This is a genomic window from Photorhabdus heterorhabditis, from assembly GCF_001280945.1.
Taxonomy (GTDB): Bacteria; Pseudomonadota; Gammaproteobacteria; order Enterobacterales; family Enterobacteriaceae; genus Photorhabdus; species Photorhabdus heterorhabditis.
The window spans coordinates 28,027-45,441 of the sequence record NZ_LJCS01000014.1 but is presented as its reverse complement, the minus strand read 5'-3'; the positions used below and the strand labels follow the sequence as shown (position 1 = coordinate 45,441).

Below are 17,415 nucleotides of genomic sequence, written 5' to 3'. Positions count from 1 at the left end.
ACTTATCGTTCCATACCTTAACCAGACGTAAATCCTATGAAATATGATACTTCCGAGCTTTGTGATATCTATCAGGAAGAAATAAATGTGGTAGAGCCTATGTTCTCCAATTTTGGTGGACGTACTTCATTTGGTGGTCAAATCATCACAGTTAAATGCTTTGAAGATAACGGGTTGCTTTATGACCTGCTTGAAGAAAACGGTCGTGGTCGCATTTTGCTGGTAGATGGTGGTGGTTCTGTACGCCAAGCATTGATTGATGCAGAACTTGCACAACTCGCTGTGCAAAATGAATGGGAAGGCATTGTCGTTTACGGTGCTGTACGTCAAGTTGATCAACTGGCAGAGCTTGACCTTGGTATTCAGGCTATAGCGGCTATTCCGGCTGGCTGTCGTGATGAAGGTACCGGAACAAGCGATATCCGGGTAAATTTCGGTGGTGTAACTTTCTTCTCTGGTGATTATCTGTATGCTGATAATACTGGTATCATCCTATCCGAAGAGCCGCTGGGGCTTGATGATAGCGAAGAAGATGAGATCATCTGACAGCAATGTATAAAATTAAGGGCGATTTTTTTGAATCGCCCTTTTTTGTCTGCTAGAAATTGTCGTTACTGAACATCTTCCATTTTGCCTAACAAGGCACGAAGACGCTCCTGCCAACCCTGCTGCTCTTGCTTCAATTGCTCATTTTCACGAGCCAAAGACTCATTGCTACTGGTTGCATTCTGAATTTCCTGAGATAAAGATCTGTTTTTTTCTTTTAATTCTTCAATTTCCATTTGTAGCAGGGTAATAGTATCAACCGCCTGCTGAACCTTGGCTTCCAGCTTTTCAAAAACTTCAAATGACATTCTCGGTTCCCCCTTATAAGCAATTGTCTGATTGTATGTAGCCAAAGCGCCCCTGTCTAGCAACATCCCCAGTACAAGTAAAATAACTATTCAAATAAAAGCACAAAGCGGCTCATACTTTAATTTTTAGCACAATCATAAAAAGATGCGAATTCGCTCATTTTGTTGACACAACACACACATTTCAATTGCGCTATTTCTCGTTTGCGCGCATTAACGATAAATTTACATAATCCACCTTTCAATGTCTGAAAGGCGAAAAGAATAATTATCACTCTAAAATCTTCTTAGTAGGATAGAACATATGAGCCAAACTACTAGCACGACATTAACCGGGCAATGTATCGCTGAGTTTCTTGGTACCGCACTACTGGTCTTCTTTGGTCTGGGTTGCGTTGCCGCTGCCCGTATTGCCGGCGCACAACTGGGTTTGTGGGAAATCAGTATTATTTGGGGTCTGGGAGTTGCTTTAGCTGTTTATCTTACCGCAGGTGTTTCCGGCGGTCACCTTAACCCAGCTGTAACCATTGCCTTATGGCTGTTTGCCCGTTTTAGCGGCAAAAAAGTTATTCCTTTTATTATTGCCCAGATGATTGGTGGTTTTGTCGCTGCGGCTATCGTCTATACGATGTATTACAATATATTCCTTGATTACGAACAGGTACATAATATCGTTCGTGGTACCTCTGAAAGTCTGTTTACTGCGGGCGTATTCTCTACTTATCCAATGGCATCACTTTCTATTTCTCAGGCATTTATGATAGAAGCCATCATTGCCGCCGTTTTACTATGTCTGATTATGGCGCTGACTGACGATGGTAACGGCGTTCCCCGTGGTCCTCTGGCTCCATTACTGATTGGTATTCTGATTGCCGTTATCGGTGGTGCATTTGGCCCACTAACAGGCTTCGCCCTGAATCCAGCCCGTGATTTTAGCCCTAAATTAGTTGCTTATCTGGCTGGCTGGGGAGATATTGCGCTAACTGGTGGACGTGAAATCCCTTACTGCCTGGTTACTCTGACCGCTCCAATTATCGGCGGCATTATCGGGGCATTTGGCTACCGTAAACTTATTGGCCGCAATCTGCCAACTAGTGTTGGTAAAACTGAAAACCAGAACAAAAAGAAAGCTTAAAGTAGAGGATCTCCAAAACAGGTTATTATCATGACAACAAAGAATATGATTGAGGAAAAATATATCGTTGCCCTTGATCAGGGAACAACCAGCTCACGAGCTGTCATTCTTGATCACAATGCTAATATTATCTCTATTTCACAAAGAGAATTTACCCAGATTTATCCGAAACCCGGCTGGGTCGAGCATGATCCGATGGAAATCTGGGCAACCCAAAGCTCAACGCTGGTAGAAGTATTAGCGAAAGCGGATATTAGCTCTGATCAGATTGCAGGCATCGGTATTACTAACCAGCGTGAAACAACCATTATCTGGGAAAAAGAAACTGGCAAACCTATCTATAATGCTATTGTGTGGCAATGTCGCCGTACTGCGGATGTCTGTACTAAACTGAAGCAGAAAGAGGGGCTGGAAGAATATATTCGCCAGAATACAGGGCTAGTTGTGGACCCTTACTTCTCCGGTACCAAAGTAAAATGGATTTTGGATCATGTCGAAGGCGCACGTGAACGGGCCGAAAAAGGCGAACTGCTATTCGGTACTGTGGACACTTGGTTAGTCTGGAAAATGACTCAAGGCCGTGTTCACGTTACGGATTTCACGAATGCATCTCGTACAATGTTATTCAATATTCACAATCTGGATTGGGATCAGCACATTCTTGATGAATTACAAATCCCACGCGCCTTACTGCCAACGGTTTGCTCATCTTCTGAAATTTATGGTCAAACCAACATTGGCGGTAAAGGCGGCACCCGTATTCCTATTGCAGGAATCGCGGGTGACCAGCAAGCTGCACTATATGGTCAGCTTTGTGTTCAGCCCGGTATGGCGAAAAACACCTATGGGACAGGCTGTTTCCTGTTGATGAACACAGGTAAAGATGCTGTACGTTCCAACCATGGATTATTAACCACCATTGCTTGCGGCCCCCGCGGCGAAGTAAACTATGCACTTGAAGGTGCAGTTTTCGTTGGTGGAGCCTCTATTCAGTGGCTGCGTGATGAACTAAAACTCATTGCAGATGCTGCTGATTCCGAATACTTTGCCACTAAAGTTAAAAATAGTAACGGCGTGTATGTGGTTCCAGCTTTTACCGGTCTTGGCGCACCCTATTGGGACCCTTACGCCCGTGGTGCAATCTTCGGCGTGACCCGTGGTACCAACAGTAATCACATCATTCGTGCGACACTAGAATCAATTGCCTATCAAACTCGTGATGTACTGGATGCAATGCAGGCTGATGCAGGGACCAGACTGCAAGCACTGCGTGTAGATGGTGGTGCAGTTGCCAATAACTTCCTGATGCAATTCCAGTCAGATATTCTTGGCACCCGCGTAGAACGCCCTGTTGTGCGTGAAAGCACGGCATTGGGAGCGGCATTCCTCGCAGGATTAGCTGTAGGCTACTGGCAAGATCTGGATGAAGTGAAAAGCAAAGCCACCATTGAAAAAGAATTCCGTCCAGGCATTGAAACCACTGAACGTAATTACAAATATAATGGCTGGAAAAAGGCTGTTGCCCGCGCGCAAGATTGGGAAGATAAAAGCTAAGTTTCCTTAGATAAAAGGGTGGAATCTTCCACCCTTGTCTTACTACATGAACACATATTAGGCTACATGTTCCTGATGCTGCATCCTATGCGCCAAAGGTAACCAGCAAAGCAGGATCAAAACTGACATAAAGAACATCAGCATACCCACACTGAATTGGCCGTTTTGTGGCAACATTGCTGATAACCAGGTCGCTACACCAGAGCCAACATTCTGTAAACCGCCAACCAACGCACCAGCTGCACCGGCCAGATAAGGAAATGGTTCCATTGCCCCCGTTGTTGCCAGTGGGAATAACATCCCGGCACCGAAGAAAAAGAGCGCAGCGGGAACCAATAACGTCCAGATATTCATGACACCGCACCATCCCGGCAACCACATCAGCACCCCAGCCAGTAAACAGCAAATCACCGAATGCCACATCAGGTTATAAAAAGGTTTTCCTTCCCGCCCTGCATACCACGCCCCAAAGAAAGCTGCTGGAATTGGCAGAATAAATAAGATGCTGACAGTAATACTGTTCAATCCAAGCACTCCCCCCATCAGCACGCCACTACTGGCTTCAAAAACAGCAATACCTGACAGACCCCCAATTAACATCATCAAATAAGAAGTGAATGGCCCGTTCGATAAAAGATGACGAAAAGAAGTGAACATTTTTCGTTTTTCAATTTGCTGTGGCCGGGTTTCTGGTAGCTTACGAAACACATAATAAACAACACCCGCGCATAGAATCAGCAAAAACAGATAACAAGAACGCCAGCCAAAAAAATGCGCGATAACACCACCAATCATTGGCGCTAATAACGGACTGACTAAAATCCCCATATTTAGCAAACTGTTGGCATAACGTAGCGCAGTACCCGTATACAAATCCCGCGGCATCGTTCTGGACATAACGCCAGCAACCCCCGTCCCTAACCCCTGTAAGGCACTGGCAACAACCAATACATCCAGATTGGGAGAAAATAAAACACAAACCGTAGCAAACAGGAAAATCATCATGCCAGCCAGAATCACCAGACGACGGCCAATCTGATCTGAAAGAGGGCCATAAAAAAGCTGTGAAAGCCCGTAAGAAAACAGATATGCCGCCATCACACTTTGTACAGAACCGGCTGGCATATTAAAGTCTTTAGCAATATCTGCAATAACAGGCACATAGATTGTCTGTGTCATCTGCCCCACAGCAGCCAATGCAATCAATATTAGCAATAAATTAAAGTTATCTAATTTTCTCATCGAATTCACAACAAGTTCATATAATTAACAACAGAATTACCCAGCGATTAGAAAACAGCTGTAGTCTCTTACTCCATCAATGTGACTAACTTAACAAATTTAAAAATTTTTTCGAGATAGTACACAATTTTATTTTCATAAAAAATGACAGTTAATTACGCCTTAAATGGCAACAATTTTGTACATACAAAACCAGATATTAAGAAAAAACCAGTCAATTTCCCTATGACACAGAATCGATAATGGTATTGGTATCCATAGATTAGAATAACAGCGTAAAAAATTGTTCCGGGATTTCAGGATAGGAGATGAGTTTCAATGGCCAACTGGGTTACAGGAAAAGTCACACAAGTTATTCACTGGACGGATACTTTATTCAGTATCAAAGTGCATGCACCGGTTGAAGAGTTCACCGCTGGTCAGTTTGCGAAACTGGCTATGGAAATAGATGATGAACGAATTCAGCGTGCATACTCTTATGTTAATGCCCCGACAGATAATAATCTTGAATTCTATCTAGTCACGGTTCCTGAAGGTAAACTCAGCCCACGGTTAGCTGCATTACAACCCGGTGATGATTTATTAGTCACAGAACAAGCTGCGGGATTTTTCATTCTTGATGAAATACCTGATTGTCAAACATTATGGATGCTTTCAACGGGGACAGCCATTGGTCCTTATCTGTCAATCCTCCAGCAAGGGGATTATCTAGATAGATTCGAGAACATCGTATTGGTACATGCGGTCAGACTCACACAAGATTTAAGTTATCTGCCCCTAATGCAGCAACTGGTTCAGCGCTTCAATGGCAAATTACGAATTCAAACTATCGTCAGCCGCGAGCAAAACCCCACTTCGCTGACTGGCCGTATCCCTGCATTAATCGGAAATGGCGAACTTGAAGCGGCTGTCGGGCTTCCTATGAACAGCAACAACAGCCATATTATGTTATGCGGTAATCCTCAAATGGTGAAAGACACCCAAAACCTGCTGAAAGAACAGCGTGGAATGACAAAACACCTGCGCCGCAAAGCTGGGCATATCACCAGCGAGCAATATTGGTGATTTCAGTCATCTTTAGCAGAAACAAAATCGACTTTTTCTGCCACCTTACCGAATTGGTTTGGCCCATCGGTGCCACGAAATACACCACAATCAAGCACCATCATAACGATTATCAATGTGGGGATAAAACGTCCAATCCCCCATTGCCAGAATGGTTCCATGCCACCCCAATCAACAGCGATCAGCAACCATGCCAGTAATAAAAGCAGTGACCAACCTCCCCGTTTGTTTCGGTCATGCAAACGCTTAGCCATTATTGCTACTGCTGGATACATCACCAAAACAACGGCAAAAACCGCATAATGCATGGGCAAATCACTCATTCCCTGAATAGTAAAGATAACCAACATCAGAGCCAGACAAATACCGATACCAATCCAGAATTCACGTCGCCCAATTCGCCCTTTGAATGAAAAACCCCATTGTTGTAATGTCATTTATTCTTTTCCAATCGTGTATGCTGTTTTTCAGTGCAGTTTAACCTAAGCGAGTGGCAACATGAAAATCGGCGTCAATAAATTTCTGGCCATGCTATTAATAGCAATCAGCGCCAACCTGCCGTTGGCAGCCAATGCTGATAGATCAACAGCAACTCAGGCGATTTATCTTCTACCGAATGCACCATCCTTTGATGAAACCATTCCACTGTTTCGTGAAAAATATAATCGCCGTAATCCGGCATTACCACTACATGAGTATCGCGTAATCACCGGCAAAGACATTCTTCTGCCACTGACACGGGCAGCCAGCAAAATCAATGAGAAACTTTACTCTTCTGCCGTTTTGGAACGGGGAAATGAGAAAATCAAAAGCCTGCAACTCACGTTGTTACCATCAGAAAATGAAATAGAAACCCAAAAAAATCAAACTTTAATAAAGCAATATATGATAGCTCTGATGCGCCACTTTAACCCGACCCTTTCACTGGAGCAAGGCAAAGAGAATATTGATAATTTATTGAAAAACGGCAAAAAATCACCATTTTACAGCCAAAATATTGGGGCAATTCGCTATATTGTGATAAGTAGTAGCGAAAAGATACTAACTTTCGCTATTGAACCGATTAAGCTATCACTATCTGAACCTGACAACTAATCAAGATTAGTGATAAAAAACAAAGCTATTGTTTGTAATGATCACTATACTGTGGACCCTGACGACCGAATCTATTCCAAGAATGAATTTCATTCAATCCACTACTTAAAAATTCTCTGGTTGGAGGAAAAAACATGCGGCATCCACTGGTTATGGGTAACTGGAAATTAAACGGCAGTACCCACATGGTTAACGAACTTATTACTGGCCTGCGTAAAGAACTGAACCATGTTGCTGGCTGTGAAATTGCTATCGCGCCACCAGCACTTTATCTCTTTCAGGCTAAACAAGCGCTGGTTGGCAGTCACATTGCTCTGGGCGCACAAGACGTCGATGTAAACTTGTCTGGCGCATTTACTGGTGAAACTTCTGCCGAAATGCTGAAAAACATTGGCGCAGAATACATTATCATCGGCCACTCCGAACGCCGTACTTACCACAAAGAAAGCGACGAATTCATTGCGAAAAAATTTGCTGTTCTTAAACAACAAGGTCTGATCCCAGTTCTGTGCATCGGTGAAACGGAACAGGAAAACGAAGCCGGTCAGACTGAAACTGTATGTGCAAGGCAAATTGATGCTGTGCTGAACTTACTGGGAGTCGAAGCATTCCAAGAAGCAGTAATCGCTTACGAACCTGTCTGGGCGATCGGTACCGGTAAATCAGCAACACCAGCACAAGCTCAAGCTGTGCACAAATTTATTCGTGATCATATTGCGAAGAAAGACGCAGCAATCGCAGAACAAGTCATTATCCAGTACGGTGGTTCTGTGAATGCAAATAACGCAGCTGAACTATTCGCTCAACCAGACATTGACGGTGCTCTGGTTGGTGGTGCTTCCCTGAAAGCTGACGCTTTCGCTGTTATCGTAAAAGCCGCGGTAACAGCGAAAAAAGTATAATTCATCGTTTTATCAATATGACCATAAAATAGTCATTGGCCGCCGTATAACTACGGCGGCTATTTATCTCTGGCGCTGAATAATCTCATCAAACACACCGCCTGTCACAAAATGTACCTTCTGAGCTTTTCCCCAACCACCAAATACTTCGTCGACAGTAAATAATTCCAATTCAGGAAAAACAGACCGGTATTTATCGGCAACCGCTTTATCACGTGGACGATAATAGTTTTTAGCGGCTATCTCTTGCCCAGCAGGAGAGTAAAGGTATTGTAGATATTCCGTTGCCAGATCACGACTACCACGTTTATCAACCACTTTATCAACAACAGAAACTGTTGGCTCAGCAAGAATTGAAGAACTTGGCGTCACAATTTCGAATTTGTCTTTATCAAGCTCATTAATAACCAATAACGCCTCATTCTCCCAGGCAATTAATACATCACCAAGGCCACGTTCGACAAAAGTATTGGTCGCTCCCCTTGCACCTGAATCTAACACTTCAACATTGTGGTAAAGTGCTTTCACAAACGCTTTCGCTTTATTCTGATCCTGATTGTTATGAGCCAACCCATAACCCCATGCAGCCAGATAGTTCCAGCGCGCTCCACCTGATGTTTTTGGATTGGGTGTCACAACAGATACACCTGTACGAATTAAATCTGACCAGTCTTTAATCTGTTTAGGATTGCCTTTCCGCACCAGAAAAACAATAGTTGAAGTATAAGGTGCTGAGTTATCTCGCAACCGCTTAATCCATGCTTTATCTATCCGACCGCGCTCGGCAATCGCATCCACATCATAGGCCAAAGCCAGCGTCACAACATCCGCATCAAGACCATTGATCACAGAAGTTGCCTGCTTACCGGAACCGCCATGAGATTGCCGAATTATCACTTTATCCCCAGTCTTCTGCTGCCAATAATGACTAAATTCCTGATTATATTGCTGATAAAACTCTCTGGTTGGATCATAGGAAACATTAAGAAGCTGAATATCTTTTGCCCACAGGCTGCTACTAGCAACAAAAAGTAACGCCAATCCCACATGCCATCTGACTTTCATCTGGATTTCTCCCAAACGGTTTTAACTATTATGAAATTCAAGGCTGACAGAAAGCGTTATCTCTCAGAAATAATTAAAAGCATTCACTTATACGCCAGAGGAATATACTGAGGAAAAATTACAGCCTCCAACGAGGCTGCAACAGATACAAATTTTCCTGCATTTACAGGCAACAGGGAATAATTAATACAGTTTTTTCGCGGTTTCCAGCCAATCCTGTTTAAACACACGTTTCATATTCTGCACTGCATCAATGATGTCATGGTGAACAAGTTTCTCGTTCTGGATACCAACACAACGACCACCATAACCTTCCAGCAGCAATTGAATAGAATATGCTCCCATGCGAGAAGCCAGAATACGATCATAAGCAACCGGGGAACCACCACGCTGAATATGGCCTAAGACTGTTGCACGAGTTTCATGCTGAGTCTCTTTTTCAATATGCCTCGCAAGTTCATACACATCACAAACGTGTTCAGTAATCGCAACGATCGCATGGCGTTTACCTTTATCGATACCTGCTTTAATTTCAGCAACCAGTTCATCACGGCTAAATGAAACTTCGGGCAACACGATAAACTCACATCCCCCCGCAATCGCGGCAGACAAAGTCAAATCACCACAATAACGCCCCATCACTTCAACAATGGAAATACGTTTATGGGAAGTCGAAGTATCACGCAGCCGGTCAATGGCTTCAACAACCGTTTCCAGCGCAGTGAAATAGCCGATAGTATAATCTGTACCCGCCACATCATTATCAATAGTCCCTGGCAGACCAATACATGGGAAACCCGCTTCTGTCAGCTTCTTCGCCCCAAGATAAGAACCATCACCACCAATGACGACCAGCGCATCGAGACCATTCTTTCTCATATTTTCAATAGCGATAGCTCGCACCTTCTCATCTCTAAACTCAGGGAAACGAGCTGAGCCTAGGAAAGTACCACCACGATTAATCATATCGGATACGCTGAAACGGTCGAGTTTCTTCATGCGGTTCTTATACAAGCCAAGATAACCATCATAAATACCGAAAACTTCTAACCCTTCGGTTAATCCTGCACGAACCACACCGCGAATAGCCGCATTCATACCCGGCGCATCACCGCCACTCGTTAAGACACCGATTCTTTTGATCTCATTGACCATGATGACCTCTGACTTGTAGATGTAATATTTGCAAACCCGCTAACAGCGGATTTCGTATGCTATCACTTTGCCTGAAACAGAAATCTGCCTTTTTAACCTGTCATTGCCTAGCGCACTGAGGCAATCATGCTGAATTGATTCAACCGTACATATAATACGGTAAAAAACCAAGTCTGCATTAACAATGAGTCCCTTTTTGAGATCAACTTAACTGAAAATAATTTAATTACCGCCCCACATTTCACACACTCAGCAAAAATACACCTTATCAGCAAATTGTCACAAGTCACCAACAAAACAGAAACCAGCACTGCAACAACCAACGCCACAGTGCTCACACCTATAACCCTCATTCATTACGTTGGTATCTTTCCACTCCACTATGTATAAAAATAACGTGTCAGATGAAAAAATACTGGGGCAGCAAAACACAAAGAATCGATTCGGTCTAACATGCCGCCGTGACCTTCAATCATTTCACCAAAATCTTTAATGCCACTATCGCGTTTTATCGCCGACATACACAAGCCACCAATAAAGCCCATCAGCGTAATCGCTAACGACATCAAACCTGCCTCCCACGGAGAAAATGGCGTAACCCAATAAAGCGACATTCCTAATAAAACTGACGCCAAAATGCCGCCGACAAAACCTTCAACTGTCTTATTAGGACTCAATTTAGGCACAATAGGATGTTTGCCAAATAATTTACCAAACACGTACTGTAAAACATCCGACATCTGCACCACAATCATCAAAAACAGAAGTAATTCAACATTTTCCCCTTCATAACCAGGAATATTCAACATCAATAACGCAGGTGCATGGCTAATACAGAATACAGCAACTAACATCCCCCACTGTATTTTAGCCGTCCGCTCTAGAAAATTAGTCGTATCACCAGCCAATGCAATACGGGCAGGTAAAAACAGGACAACATAAACAGGAATAAAAATAGAAAACACACCATACCACTGAATACCAACGGCAATATATTGCAATGGCATAAAAATAAAAAAACACCAAAACATGGCTTCATGATCACTTCGTCGTGTTGGTGTCAGAGTAAAAAATTCCCGTAAAGCGAAAAATGACATACTTGCAAATAATAAAACTGAACCGATTGGCCCAATAATCACTGATAACAAACAAACAACACACATCCCCCACCAGCCGCGGATGCGGGCATTCAGATTATCGATTGTCGCATTACTGTTATCCTTTGAATATTTGAAAGATAGTATTGCGCCAACAATACTGGCAATAATTAACGGCACGAACATACCACCCAGCAACAGGAGTAGTTTATTATTAAGCATAGTCATAATATTAACACCTCCAATGCCAGACGAGCCCGCTGGAGAAAATCAGCTTTCTCCTCTTTTTCGCCTAATTTCTCCAAAGGCTGACCAAATGTTGCCGAACAAATAACAGGAACAACAAGTGCCGAACCTTTTGGCAAAACCCTGTTTAAATTTTCCAGATAAACAGGAATAAGCTCAACATCAGGATATTTCTTCGCTAAATAATATAGACCGCCTTTAAACTTATTAATTTGTTCCCCATTTCCTCGTGTCCCTTCTGGGAACAAAATTAAAGACTCCCCTCGTTTTAATACATCCTCCATTGGCGTAAGAGTATTTCCCTTTAAACAATCCTCTCCTCTACGATCAATAAGCACAGCCCGAAAAACTTTATTGATAAAATACCTGCGCAGACGAGTTTTACTCCAATAATCACGAGCAGCGACCGGATGCACCCGATAACGTAATGCCCGAGGAAACCCAGCCCAGATAACTAACCCATCCAGATGACTGGTATGATTAGCATAATAAATTCGGGAAGCCACTGATGGCTTACATCCAATCCAACGAATTCTCACACCGGTTAACAAACGGCAAAGCCCGGACAGAAAAGAACCCATGCCTTTACTTACCAGTGTCACTTCTTGGGATTTATTCATTACAAGCATCCTTCTCTTGCAATTCATTTAATATGACTCTAGTTCGACGAATACATGTCCAGAGACAACCCAAGGTGATAGCGACTAATACCACAAACAAAAGATACTGGCCCCATAACTGAGGTAAAAAAGCCGCGATAATTGAACCAACAGTAATTAATGCCATACGATGCTGTTTCGCCATTGGGCCAAGAAAACGCTGAGGCAAACCACAAGTACCACCTAATAAGCGAATATAAGCGGTCAAAACGGCCAATAATGCCGCAATACAGCCAAGGGAAATTGCAAATGGGAAAAGAGTTAAACCATATCCCAATCCAATCAAAATAAAAGAATCAGCGATACGATCTGGAAGATCATTAAAAACAGTGCCGGCAGATGTTCTCAAACCACCTTCAACAGCCACCATTCCATCCAATAAATTACACACTAACCTAGTCTGAATAAATAAAGCCCCAATAACCAATAATACTGAAGTTAACCAGAAAGGTTGGTCCTTAAAACAGGCCGCGAAACACAATCCAGCTAATGCAGCAAAAACAACACTAGCAATAGATATGCTATTTGGTGTCACCCCGTGATATTGCAGCCACTTAGCCGCTTTCCCAGCCCATACTGAATTGCGCGTTTTGATCGGACGTCGATCTTTTATCTCGTTACCAGACATACTATTTCCCTTCCTGAGAACCATGAATAATTAAATCAACTTAAGTTAAATGAAGTAAGATAAACAGGATTGGTCAGAATAACAACAATTAAAAAAAATCCACCAGAAGGCGGGAAAAAGACAGGAATGGTGTTTGTTTTCCAAACATAACGAATTGTAACAAAAGGATTTTAAAACAAAAATGTCCACACTGTGACCACATCGATATACAAGAAAAGTCCTTCGCATGCCGAGGGGCTTAATGAGATGTGCAATATTCTGAGAATTTTTATATTTTCTATATCCTCATCGTAACGGTAGAGCATGATGAAAGGAAAATGAGGGACAACGAGTTTTCTATAACGTTCATCAGGGCTGTTACGAGCCTTTATGCCTGCGTATGGGCTAACTTTCAGAAGTTCAGCCATCTCCGAAAATTTTGTATCCATTGTATCAGCCAATAACAGCCCAGCCCGTTCAAAGAAGTAGAGATAAATTTGCTCCCGGTCAGTTTGGGCGATTTCTTCCCATGAAATACGTATCACTAAAAACACGTTTTGTTACTGTCCGGCGTTATCTATTTTATTGAAGTTCCCGCTCAAGCAGCTGAACTATGAACTGGTTCTTTGAGACTGCGAGTGATATTGTCGCCGCAGTCAAACGAGCTTCCAGCCAGCCAGGATAACGAAGAGTAAAAGATTTTAACCTGTCCTCTTCCTTGAATGGGTTAATTCCCTCTTCCTCGCACGTTTCTATATATTCAGCCAGTGAGATTTGTCCCTCTTTTTCAAGCCCGTCAATACTGTTTGATACGAAATCACAATATCCGGTGACATCCAGAAACTTGCCGCGAAAGGCCCTAATTTCTGCTTCGTAGGTAACAGAAGCGGGATGACCGTCGATAGTCATAATGTTGTTGCTTTTAATCATGTTCGACTCCTATTACATTTTCGAACCACTCACGAAGGCCATTTACTGCGCCTTTATCCATTACGTTACCAGGATGAGGTTGAGGAGTCTGATAGACTGAGTCCATGAGGATAAACTTCCGGCGTGATCCGTTGCCGTTCGTATACTTTCCAACCCCTTCATACTTTTTTATATTGTTGTTTTACAAAGAAATGCATTGTAAATGACTGAAAAAAAAGGCCCTAAAAAGGGCCTGAAAGACAGGGATGGCGTTTGTTTTTCAAACATAACACATTGTAATAAAAGGATTTATTTAAGTAAGTGTCCACACCTTGACCACATCGACATAAGCCCCGATTTTTTTCGGGGCTTCAGGACATTGGTAATGCAGCCTCATTTGCTGTACACTTGATGTATTAACTATTAATACATCGGTGAAATATGAGAAAAATTACTACTGTCAGTATGGGCGAACAACTTGACAGGTTCGTACAGCATATGATTGAAAGTGGCCGTTATGGAAATGCCAGTGAAGTTATGCGTTCGGCGCTGCGTTTGCTGGAGCAACAAGAAGCTTACGATGAGATTGTACGCAAAGCGGTTATTGCTGGCTTGGAAAGTGGGGAAAGCTCGCTGACCCTACGGGATATAGCGGAACAACGGAAACACAGACATAATGTATAAGCTCACGGATCAGGCTGCTGAAGATTTTGCTGGGATTTATGATTATACACTTTTGCAATTCGGTGAAGTTCAGGCTGACCATTATACGGAGGCACTGGAAGCATTTTTTGACACACTAGCTGAAATGCCACATATAGGGAGGGAATACCCATCTGTCCCAAGTGTCATGCGGGTTGAGTTTCACCGTCACACGGTTTTCTATACTATCCGGGATACCGATATTCTGATTGCGCGTATCCTTCATCAACAGATGAATCACCCCCGTCATCTTCTTTGAGCGGGCGGGTGCTATGTTGTGCTGTGCATCAAGCCAGCATAGCTGTCTCGTCCTGCGAGCTGCCATTGCTGATCGCAATGCTTTGTTGTTTTTATTTCTGGAGAACAAGCATTTTATTACGGGAGAAGTGAAAATAACGCCTTAGCGGGGGATTAGACCGGGTTAATGAGGAAAATGGAGACATTATGATTCATAATGAAGGAAACAAACCCCGTTATTTTCAACGAAGTTTGTCAGCGGTCTGAAACCCCCTCATACTATGTATGAGGGGTTATAAGCCCTTTGCGGGAGAAATTTTTTAACAAAGCCCTCATGGGGAATAATCGTACTCTAGTTGATAGAATCCAAAAGTCAACTTTCAGATTTACCAATAAGATTTGATGCGCCGATGATTTTGATTATTGCACGTTGTCTCTTTTCAACATCTTCACATGTCAAATATTGCTGAAATCGTTCATAGCTAAAATAACGTGCTCAAGCACCCAAAATACGCGGTCTGATGCCAAGCTGACCTTGTGCCGCAAGCAGCGCCTGCATTCCCGTTTTTTTGCCCTCGTCGGTAACGCCGCCAATGATATTCGACGTGGTTTCTGCTTCAGTTTTCCCCTGAGCCACACGCACAACAACAGTCACGGGTTTGGACTGGTCGGCAATCGCTCGCAGAGCATGGAACAATGTGCCCGTTTTGCCGGCCTTACTATTGGCAGTCAGAATGTCGGTTAACAAGACTAGCGTGTTTAAGGGAAAAGTTTTGGTGTCAAACATCATCCGCTGTGCAGACTAGCACGACAATAGCGGTGCTGACAGTGGTAATAGTGCACGTACCCTCGTTGACTTCCTGCACGCGGACACCATGATGATAATCTTGTGCCATAGCGAAAGACTCCCGTAATGATGATTTCGCTATGGTGATCACTGTGACAATAAAATTCAGTTGATTGGGTAAGTATCAGGGATAGCACAAAGTGGAGGATATAAAAAGAGTATTAGAGATGTTCATCCTTGAGTAATCAAAAGACTCATGCCGCGCACGATAAATGAAGCGACAATTCTTGTAACTTTGCACAGAATTGTATAAAATTTTATACAATCAGGTAAGGAAGGGAAAACTATGACGAAAATCAGGAGCGGTACAGAGAAAGAAATTGCCTGGATTGGCTCTTCTTATGAAGATTTGTTAGCCTTCCCTACAGATGCACGTAAAGACGCAGGCTATCAGCTTCATAGAATACAGCATGGAATAGATCCTGAAGATTGGAAACCCTTTTCTGACATCGGTTCTGGCGTAAAAGAAATACGGCTAAGAGACAATACAGGTATTTATCGTATTATGTATGTTGCTAAATTCGATGAAGTTATTTATGTATTGCATAGTTTTCAGAAAAAAACTCAACAAACGAATAAACATGATAAGGATATCGCTAAAGTACGATACAACGCAGTTATCCAGCAACGGAGAAATATCAAATGACCACTAAAATTGACACTGAAATTCGTAGGGTAACTCCAGCCGGACATAATATATTTTCTGAGTTAGGTTTTACTGAGCAAGAGGCTCAGCAACTTCATGCAACCTCTTTACGAGAAATAGAAAACACATTGCAAATCAAAGAACAGCTAATGGAAGAAATTACTTTATGGATTGCAGATAAAAAAATGAAACAAGCTGAAGTAGCAACGGTGTTGCACATTTCTCGTCCAAGAGTATCTGATGTTGTGAATAAAAAGGTAAGTAAATTCACCATTGACGCATTGGTTAATATGTTAACCCGTATAGGAAAACCTGTTCAGATTACGGTAGGCTAAGACCCACATATAAAGGTGTTAGAGCAATTCAAAACAAGAGGCACCTAGAATGGGTGCTTCTTGGCATTTCACAAGATTCAACCTTTCGGTTCAATACCTCGTTCCCATAGTTCTTTACGCAAAATCCGCTTGATCCATGTTACAAGAGAAAAATCACCGTCTCTACACGCTTGCTCTTCTAATTGCTCGCGAAATTTTTCTGGAAGGCGCATCTGATATTGTGGCAAGCGTCCACACTCAAAAACTTTCGTATACTTTCTAACCCCTTCATACTTTTTTATGTTGTTGTTTTACAAAGAAATGTGTTGTAAGTGACTGAAAAAAAAGGCCCTAAAAAGGGCCTGAAAGACAGGGATGGTGTCTATGGCAAGGAAAAATTCTCGTTTACTACTAACTTACTACTATGCTATGGATACTACAAAATCAGTTCGGTAACTGAGACATACGCTGCCGATGGTGTTGCTCTAATTGTGCTTGCTGCTTAGGAGTCAACAGTTGATACATCTGATGATGGATACGGGCCATTTCCACCTGACGTTCAACACTATATCTAGCCATCTTTTCAGCTTGAGCCTTTACTGCCGCTTCATCAAAATCCTTCGCCGTTACTAATTTGCGCATCTCTTCACGTTCTGCGCGATTAATCAACATCAATGAGCGCTGCTGATGTTTTTGCACCATCAAATCACGCATTTGCTGGCGCTGCTGCTCGGTTAAAGTGATACCATTGAACATATGATCATTGTCACTGGTTTCATTATTATTACGATAATGATGAGCTTCACCACTCTTATAACCACACGACGCACAAATATCAGGTACTGTAGCAGCGTGAGCCGTATTTGCTGTTTCAGCTAAAGATGCTACCGAGCTAACAACAAATATTGACGCAAGAACCAGCGCTGCTATGTTACGCATTAAACAACTCCTCGTTTCCCCGAACGATGCTATTCGATTCAATGTAGACAACTATACCTGTGCGGCTGCAAACTAGCGTCAGAGCTTGTAAAAGAACGTAAAGTCGTGGAATAACAAAGTTTGTTATCGTATTTTTGTTCCTGGA

General features: G+C 42.7%; 21 protein-coding genes and 1 pseudogene. 10 read left to right on the top strand and 12 right to left on the bottom strand.

All coding sequences use genetic code 11. From position 1 onward, the window contains the following. The first annotated feature begins 36 nt into the window (after positions 1 to 36). Entirely contained in the window at positions 37 to 546 is a 510-nt protein-coding gene (gene rraA, locus AM629_RS07500) for a ribonuclease E activity regulator RraA (protein ID WP_054477635.1), read from the top strand. Positions 547 to 611: 65 nt separating this feature from the next. Here the strand turns inward: rraA and zapB are convergent, their stop codons facing one another. Then, positions 612 to 854 carry a septal ring assembly protein ZapB gene (gene zapB, locus AM629_RS07495; RefSeq protein ID WP_054477634.1) on the bottom strand — a complete coding sequence of 81 codons (243 nt, stop codon included), beginning with the start codon at positions 852 to 854 and terminating at the stop codon, positions 612 to 614. Between the two features lie 304 nt (positions 855 to 1,158). Here zapB and AM629_RS07490 point away from each other — a divergent pair, with 304 nt between their 5' ends. Both AM629_RS07490 and glpK read left to right on the top strand, forming a co-directional pair. Then, positions 1,159 to 1,989, top strand: coding sequence for an MIP/aquaporin family protein (locus AM629_RS07490; protein ID WP_054477632.1), 831 nt, complete (start codon positions 1,159 to 1,161; stop codon positions 1,987 to 1,989). A 30-nt stretch (positions 1,990 to 2,019) separates the two neighbouring features. Beyond that, the gene (gene glpK, locus AM629_RS07485) at positions 2,020 to 3,543 is read left to right on the top strand and encodes a glycerol kinase GlpK (protein ID WP_054477631.1); all 1,524 of its coding nucleotides are present in this window, start codon (positions 2,020 to 2,022) and stop codon (positions 3,541 to 3,543) included. 57 nt (positions 3,544 to 3,600) lie between these two features. Here glpK and emrD read toward each other — a convergent pair whose 3' ends face one another. Then, complete coding sequence (gene emrD / locus AM629_RS07480) at positions 3,601 to 4,785, bottom strand: multidrug efflux MFS transporter EmrD (RefSeq protein WP_054477629.1); 1,185 nt, start codon at positions 4,783 to 4,785, stop codon at positions 3,601 to 3,603. A gap of 318 nt (positions 4,786 to 5,103) precedes the next feature. Here emrD and fpr point away from each other — a divergent pair, with 318 nt between their 5' ends. Beyond that, the gene (gene fpr, locus AM629_RS07475) at positions 5,104 to 5,850 is read left to right on the top strand and encodes a ferredoxin--NADP(+) reductase (protein ID WP_054477627.1); all 747 of its coding nucleotides are present in this window, start codon (positions 5,104 to 5,106) and stop codon (positions 5,848 to 5,850) included. 2 nt (positions 5,851 to 5,852) lie between these two features. Here the strand turns inward: fpr and AM629_RS07470 are convergent, their stop codons facing one another. Further along, the gene (locus AM629_RS07470; protein ID WP_054477625.1) at positions 5,853 to 6,287 is read right to left on the bottom strand and encodes a DUF805 domain-containing protein; all 435 of its coding nucleotides are present in this window, start codon (positions 6,285 to 6,287) and stop codon (positions 5,853 to 5,855) included. A gap of 61 nt (positions 6,288 to 6,348) precedes the next feature. On the opposite strand from AM629_RS07470, the gene AM629_RS07465 reads away from it, so the two are divergent. Continuing rightward, entirely contained in the window at positions 6,349 to 6,945 is a 597-nt protein-coding gene (locus AM629_RS07465; RefSeq protein ID WP_054477623.1) for a DUF1454 family protein, read from the top strand. Between the two features lie 134 nt (positions 6,946 to 7,079). Continuing rightward, the gene (gene tpiA / locus AM629_RS07460) at positions 7,080 to 7,847 is read left to right on the top strand and encodes a triose-phosphate isomerase (RefSeq protein ID WP_054477621.1); all 768 of its coding nucleotides are present in this window, start codon (positions 7,080 to 7,082) and stop codon (positions 7,845 to 7,847) included. A 63-nt stretch (positions 7,848 to 7,910) separates the two neighbouring features. Here the strand turns inward: tpiA and AM629_RS07455 are convergent, their stop codons facing one another. The 7 genes from AM629_RS07455 to AM629_RS07420 all read right to left on the bottom strand — a co-directional run bounded on the left by AM629_RS07455 (position 7,911) and on the right by AM629_RS07420 (position 13,606). Beyond that, complete coding sequence (locus tag AM629_RS07455) at positions 7,911 to 8,912, bottom strand: sulfate ABC transporter substrate-binding protein (RefSeq protein ID WP_054477620.1); 1,002 nt, start codon at positions 8,910 to 8,912, stop codon at positions 7,911 to 7,913. 183 nt (positions 8,913 to 9,095) lie between these two features. Then, complete coding sequence (pfkA, locus tag AM629_RS07450) at positions 9,096 to 10,067, bottom strand: 6-phosphofructokinase (RefSeq protein ID WP_054477617.1); 972 nt, start codon at positions 10,065 to 10,067, stop codon at positions 9,096 to 9,098. A gap of 380 nt (positions 10,068 to 10,447) precedes the next feature. Further along, on the bottom strand, positions 10,448 to 11,392 hold the full coding sequence (locus tag AM629_RS07440) for a phosphatidate cytidylyltransferase (protein WP_188093325.1): 945 nt from the start codon (positions 11,390 to 11,392) through the stop codon (positions 10,448 to 10,450). Then, on the bottom strand, positions 11,389 to 12,030 hold the full coding sequence (locus tag AM629_RS07435) for a lysophospholipid acyltransferase family protein (RefSeq protein ID WP_054477611.1): 642 nt from the start codon (positions 12,028 to 12,030) through the stop codon (positions 11,389 to 11,391). Before AM629_RS07435 ends, AM629_RS07440 begins: the two co-directional genes overlap by 4 nt. Continuing rightward, positions 12,023 to 12,697, bottom strand: a complete 675-nt coding sequence (locus AM629_RS07430; RefSeq protein ID WP_054477609.1) for a CDP-alcohol phosphatidyltransferase family protein — start codon at positions 12,695 to 12,697, stop codon at positions 12,023 to 12,025. Before AM629_RS07430 ends, AM629_RS07435 begins: the two co-directional genes overlap by 8 nt. A 170-nt stretch (positions 12,698 to 12,867) precedes the next feature. After that, positions 12,868 to 13,221, bottom strand: coding sequence for a type II toxin-antitoxin system RelE/ParE family toxin (locus tag AM629_RS07425; protein ID WP_161804219.1), 354 nt, complete (start codon positions 13,219 to 13,221; stop codon positions 12,868 to 12,870). Positions 13,222 to 13,258: 37 nt separating this feature from the next. Then, complete coding sequence (locus tag AM629_RS07420) at positions 13,259 to 13,606, bottom strand: type II toxin-antitoxin system HicB family antitoxin (protein WP_054477605.1); 348 nt, start codon at positions 13,604 to 13,606, stop codon at positions 13,259 to 13,261. A gap of 420 nt (positions 13,607 to 14,026) precedes the next feature. Between AM629_RS07420 and AM629_RS07410 the strand changes: the two genes are divergently transcribed. Then, positions 14,027 to 14,269, top strand: coding sequence for a type II toxin-antitoxin system ParD family antitoxin (locus AM629_RS07410; protein ID WP_036811444.1), 243 nt, complete (start codon positions 14,027 to 14,029; stop codon positions 14,267 to 14,269). Continuing rightward, positions 14,262 to 14,546, top strand: coding sequence for a type II toxin-antitoxin system RelE/ParE family toxin (locus tag AM629_RS07405; RefSeq protein ID WP_054477603.1), 285 nt, complete (start codon positions 14,262 to 14,264; stop codon positions 14,544 to 14,546). The genes AM629_RS07410 and AM629_RS07405 overlap by 8 nt, the downstream gene beginning before the upstream one ends. 480 nt (positions 14,547 to 15,026) lie before the next feature. Here the strand turns inward: AM629_RS07405 and AM629_RS07400 are convergent. Then, a pseudogene (locus AM629_RS07400) lies at positions 15,027 to 15,420 on the bottom strand (phage tail protein); the annotation flags it as partial. A gap of 237 nt (positions 15,421 to 15,657) precedes the next feature. Between AM629_RS07400 and AM629_RS07395 the strand changes: the two are divergent. Both AM629_RS07395 and AM629_RS07390 read left to right on the top strand, forming a co-directional pair. Next, positions 15,658 to 16,017, top strand: coding sequence for a type II toxin-antitoxin system RelE/ParE family toxin (locus tag AM629_RS07395; protein ID WP_054477599.1), 360 nt, complete (start codon positions 15,658 to 15,660; stop codon positions 16,015 to 16,017). After that, a complete protein-coding gene (locus AM629_RS07390; RefSeq protein ID WP_054477596.1) occupies positions 16,014 to 16,352 on the top strand; it encodes a helix-turn-helix domain-containing protein in 339 nt (112 codons plus the stop codon). Before AM629_RS07395 ends, AM629_RS07390 begins: the two co-directional genes overlap by 4 nt. A gap of 423 nt (positions 16,353 to 16,775) precedes the next feature. On the opposite strand, the gene cpxP is transcribed toward AM629_RS07390, so the two are convergent. Continuing rightward, complete coding sequence (cpxP, locus tag AM629_RS07385) at positions 16,776 to 17,270, bottom strand: cell-envelope stress modulator CpxP (RefSeq protein WP_054477594.1); 495 nt, start codon at positions 17,268 to 17,270, stop codon at positions 16,776 to 16,778. Positions 17,271 to 17,415 lie beyond the last annotated feature (145 nt).

Excerpts from the sequence above, each read along its gene's own strand:
- zapB (WP_054477634.1), bottom strand. The coding sequence starts at position 854 with ATGTCATTTGAAGTTTTTGAAAAGCTGGAAGCCAAGGTTCAGCAGGCG.
- AM629_RS07440 (WP_188093325.1), bottom strand. The coding sequence starts at position 11,392 with ATGACTATGCTTAATAATAAACTACTCCTGTTGCTGGGTGGTATGTTC.
- AM629_RS07405 (WP_054477603.1), top strand. The coding sequence starts at position 14,262 with ATGTATAAGCTCACGGATCAGGCTGCTGAAGATTTTGCTGGGATTTAT.
- emrD (WP_054477629.1), bottom strand. The coding sequence starts at position 4,785 with ATGAGAAAATTAGATAACTTTAATTTATTGCTAATATTGATTGCATTG.
- AM629_RS07390 (WP_054477596.1), top strand. The coding sequence starts at position 16,014 with ATGACCACTAAAATTGACACTGAAATTCGTAGGGTAACTCCAGCCGGA.
- AM629_RS07490 (WP_054477632.1), top strand. The coding sequence starts at position 1,159 with ATGAGCCAAACTACTAGCACGACATTAACCGGGCAATGTATCGCTGAG.
- AM629_RS07430 (WP_054477609.1), bottom strand. The coding sequence starts at position 12,697 with ATGTCTGGTAACGAGATAAAAGATCGACGTCCGATCAAAACGCGCAAT.
- glpK (WP_054477631.1), top strand. The coding sequence starts at position 2,020 with ATGACAACAAAGAATATGATTGAGGAAAAATATATCGTTGCCCTTGAT.
- pfkA (WP_054477617.1), bottom strand. The coding sequence starts at position 10,067 with ATGGTCAATGAGATCAAAAGAATCGGTGTCTTAACGAGTGGCGGTGAT.
- AM629_RS07465 (WP_054477623.1), top strand. The coding sequence starts at position 6,349 with ATGAAAATCGGCGTCAATAAATTTCTGGCCATGCTATTAATAGCAATC.
- AM629_RS07420 (WP_054477605.1), bottom strand. The coding sequence starts at position 13,606 with ATGATTAAAAGCAACAACATTATGACTATCGACGGTCATCCCGCTTCT.
- AM629_RS07395 (WP_054477599.1), top strand. The coding sequence starts at position 15,658 with ATGACGAAAATCAGGAGCGGTACAGAGAAAGAAATTGCCTGGATTGGC.
- cpxP (WP_054477594.1), bottom strand. The coding sequence starts at position 17,270 with ATGCGTAACATAGCAGCGCTGGTTCTTGCGTCAATATTTGTTGTTAGC.
- AM629_RS07435 (WP_054477611.1), bottom strand. The coding sequence starts at position 12,030 with ATGAATAAATCCCAAGAAGTGACACTGGTAAGTAAAGGCATGGGTTCT.
- AM629_RS07470 (WP_054477625.1), bottom strand. The coding sequence starts at position 6,287 with ATGACATTACAACAATGGGGTTTTTCATTCAAAGGGCGAATTGGGCGA.
- AM629_RS07410 (WP_036811444.1), top strand. The coding sequence starts at position 14,027 with ATGAGAAAAATTACTACTGTCAGTATGGGCGAACAACTTGACAGGTTC.
- tpiA (WP_054477621.1), top strand. The coding sequence starts at position 7,080 with ATGCGGCATCCACTGGTTATGGGTAACTGGAAATTAAACGGCAGTACC.
- fpr (WP_054477627.1), top strand. The coding sequence starts at position 5,104 with ATGGCCAACTGGGTTACAGGAAAAGTCACACAAGTTATTCACTGGACG.
- rraA (WP_054477635.1), top strand. The coding sequence starts at position 37 with ATGAAATATGATACTTCCGAGCTTTGTGATATCTATCAGGAAGAAATA.
- AM629_RS07455 (WP_054477620.1), bottom strand. The coding sequence starts at position 8,912 with ATGAAAGTCAGATGGCATGTGGGATTGGCGTTACTTTTTGTTGCTAGT.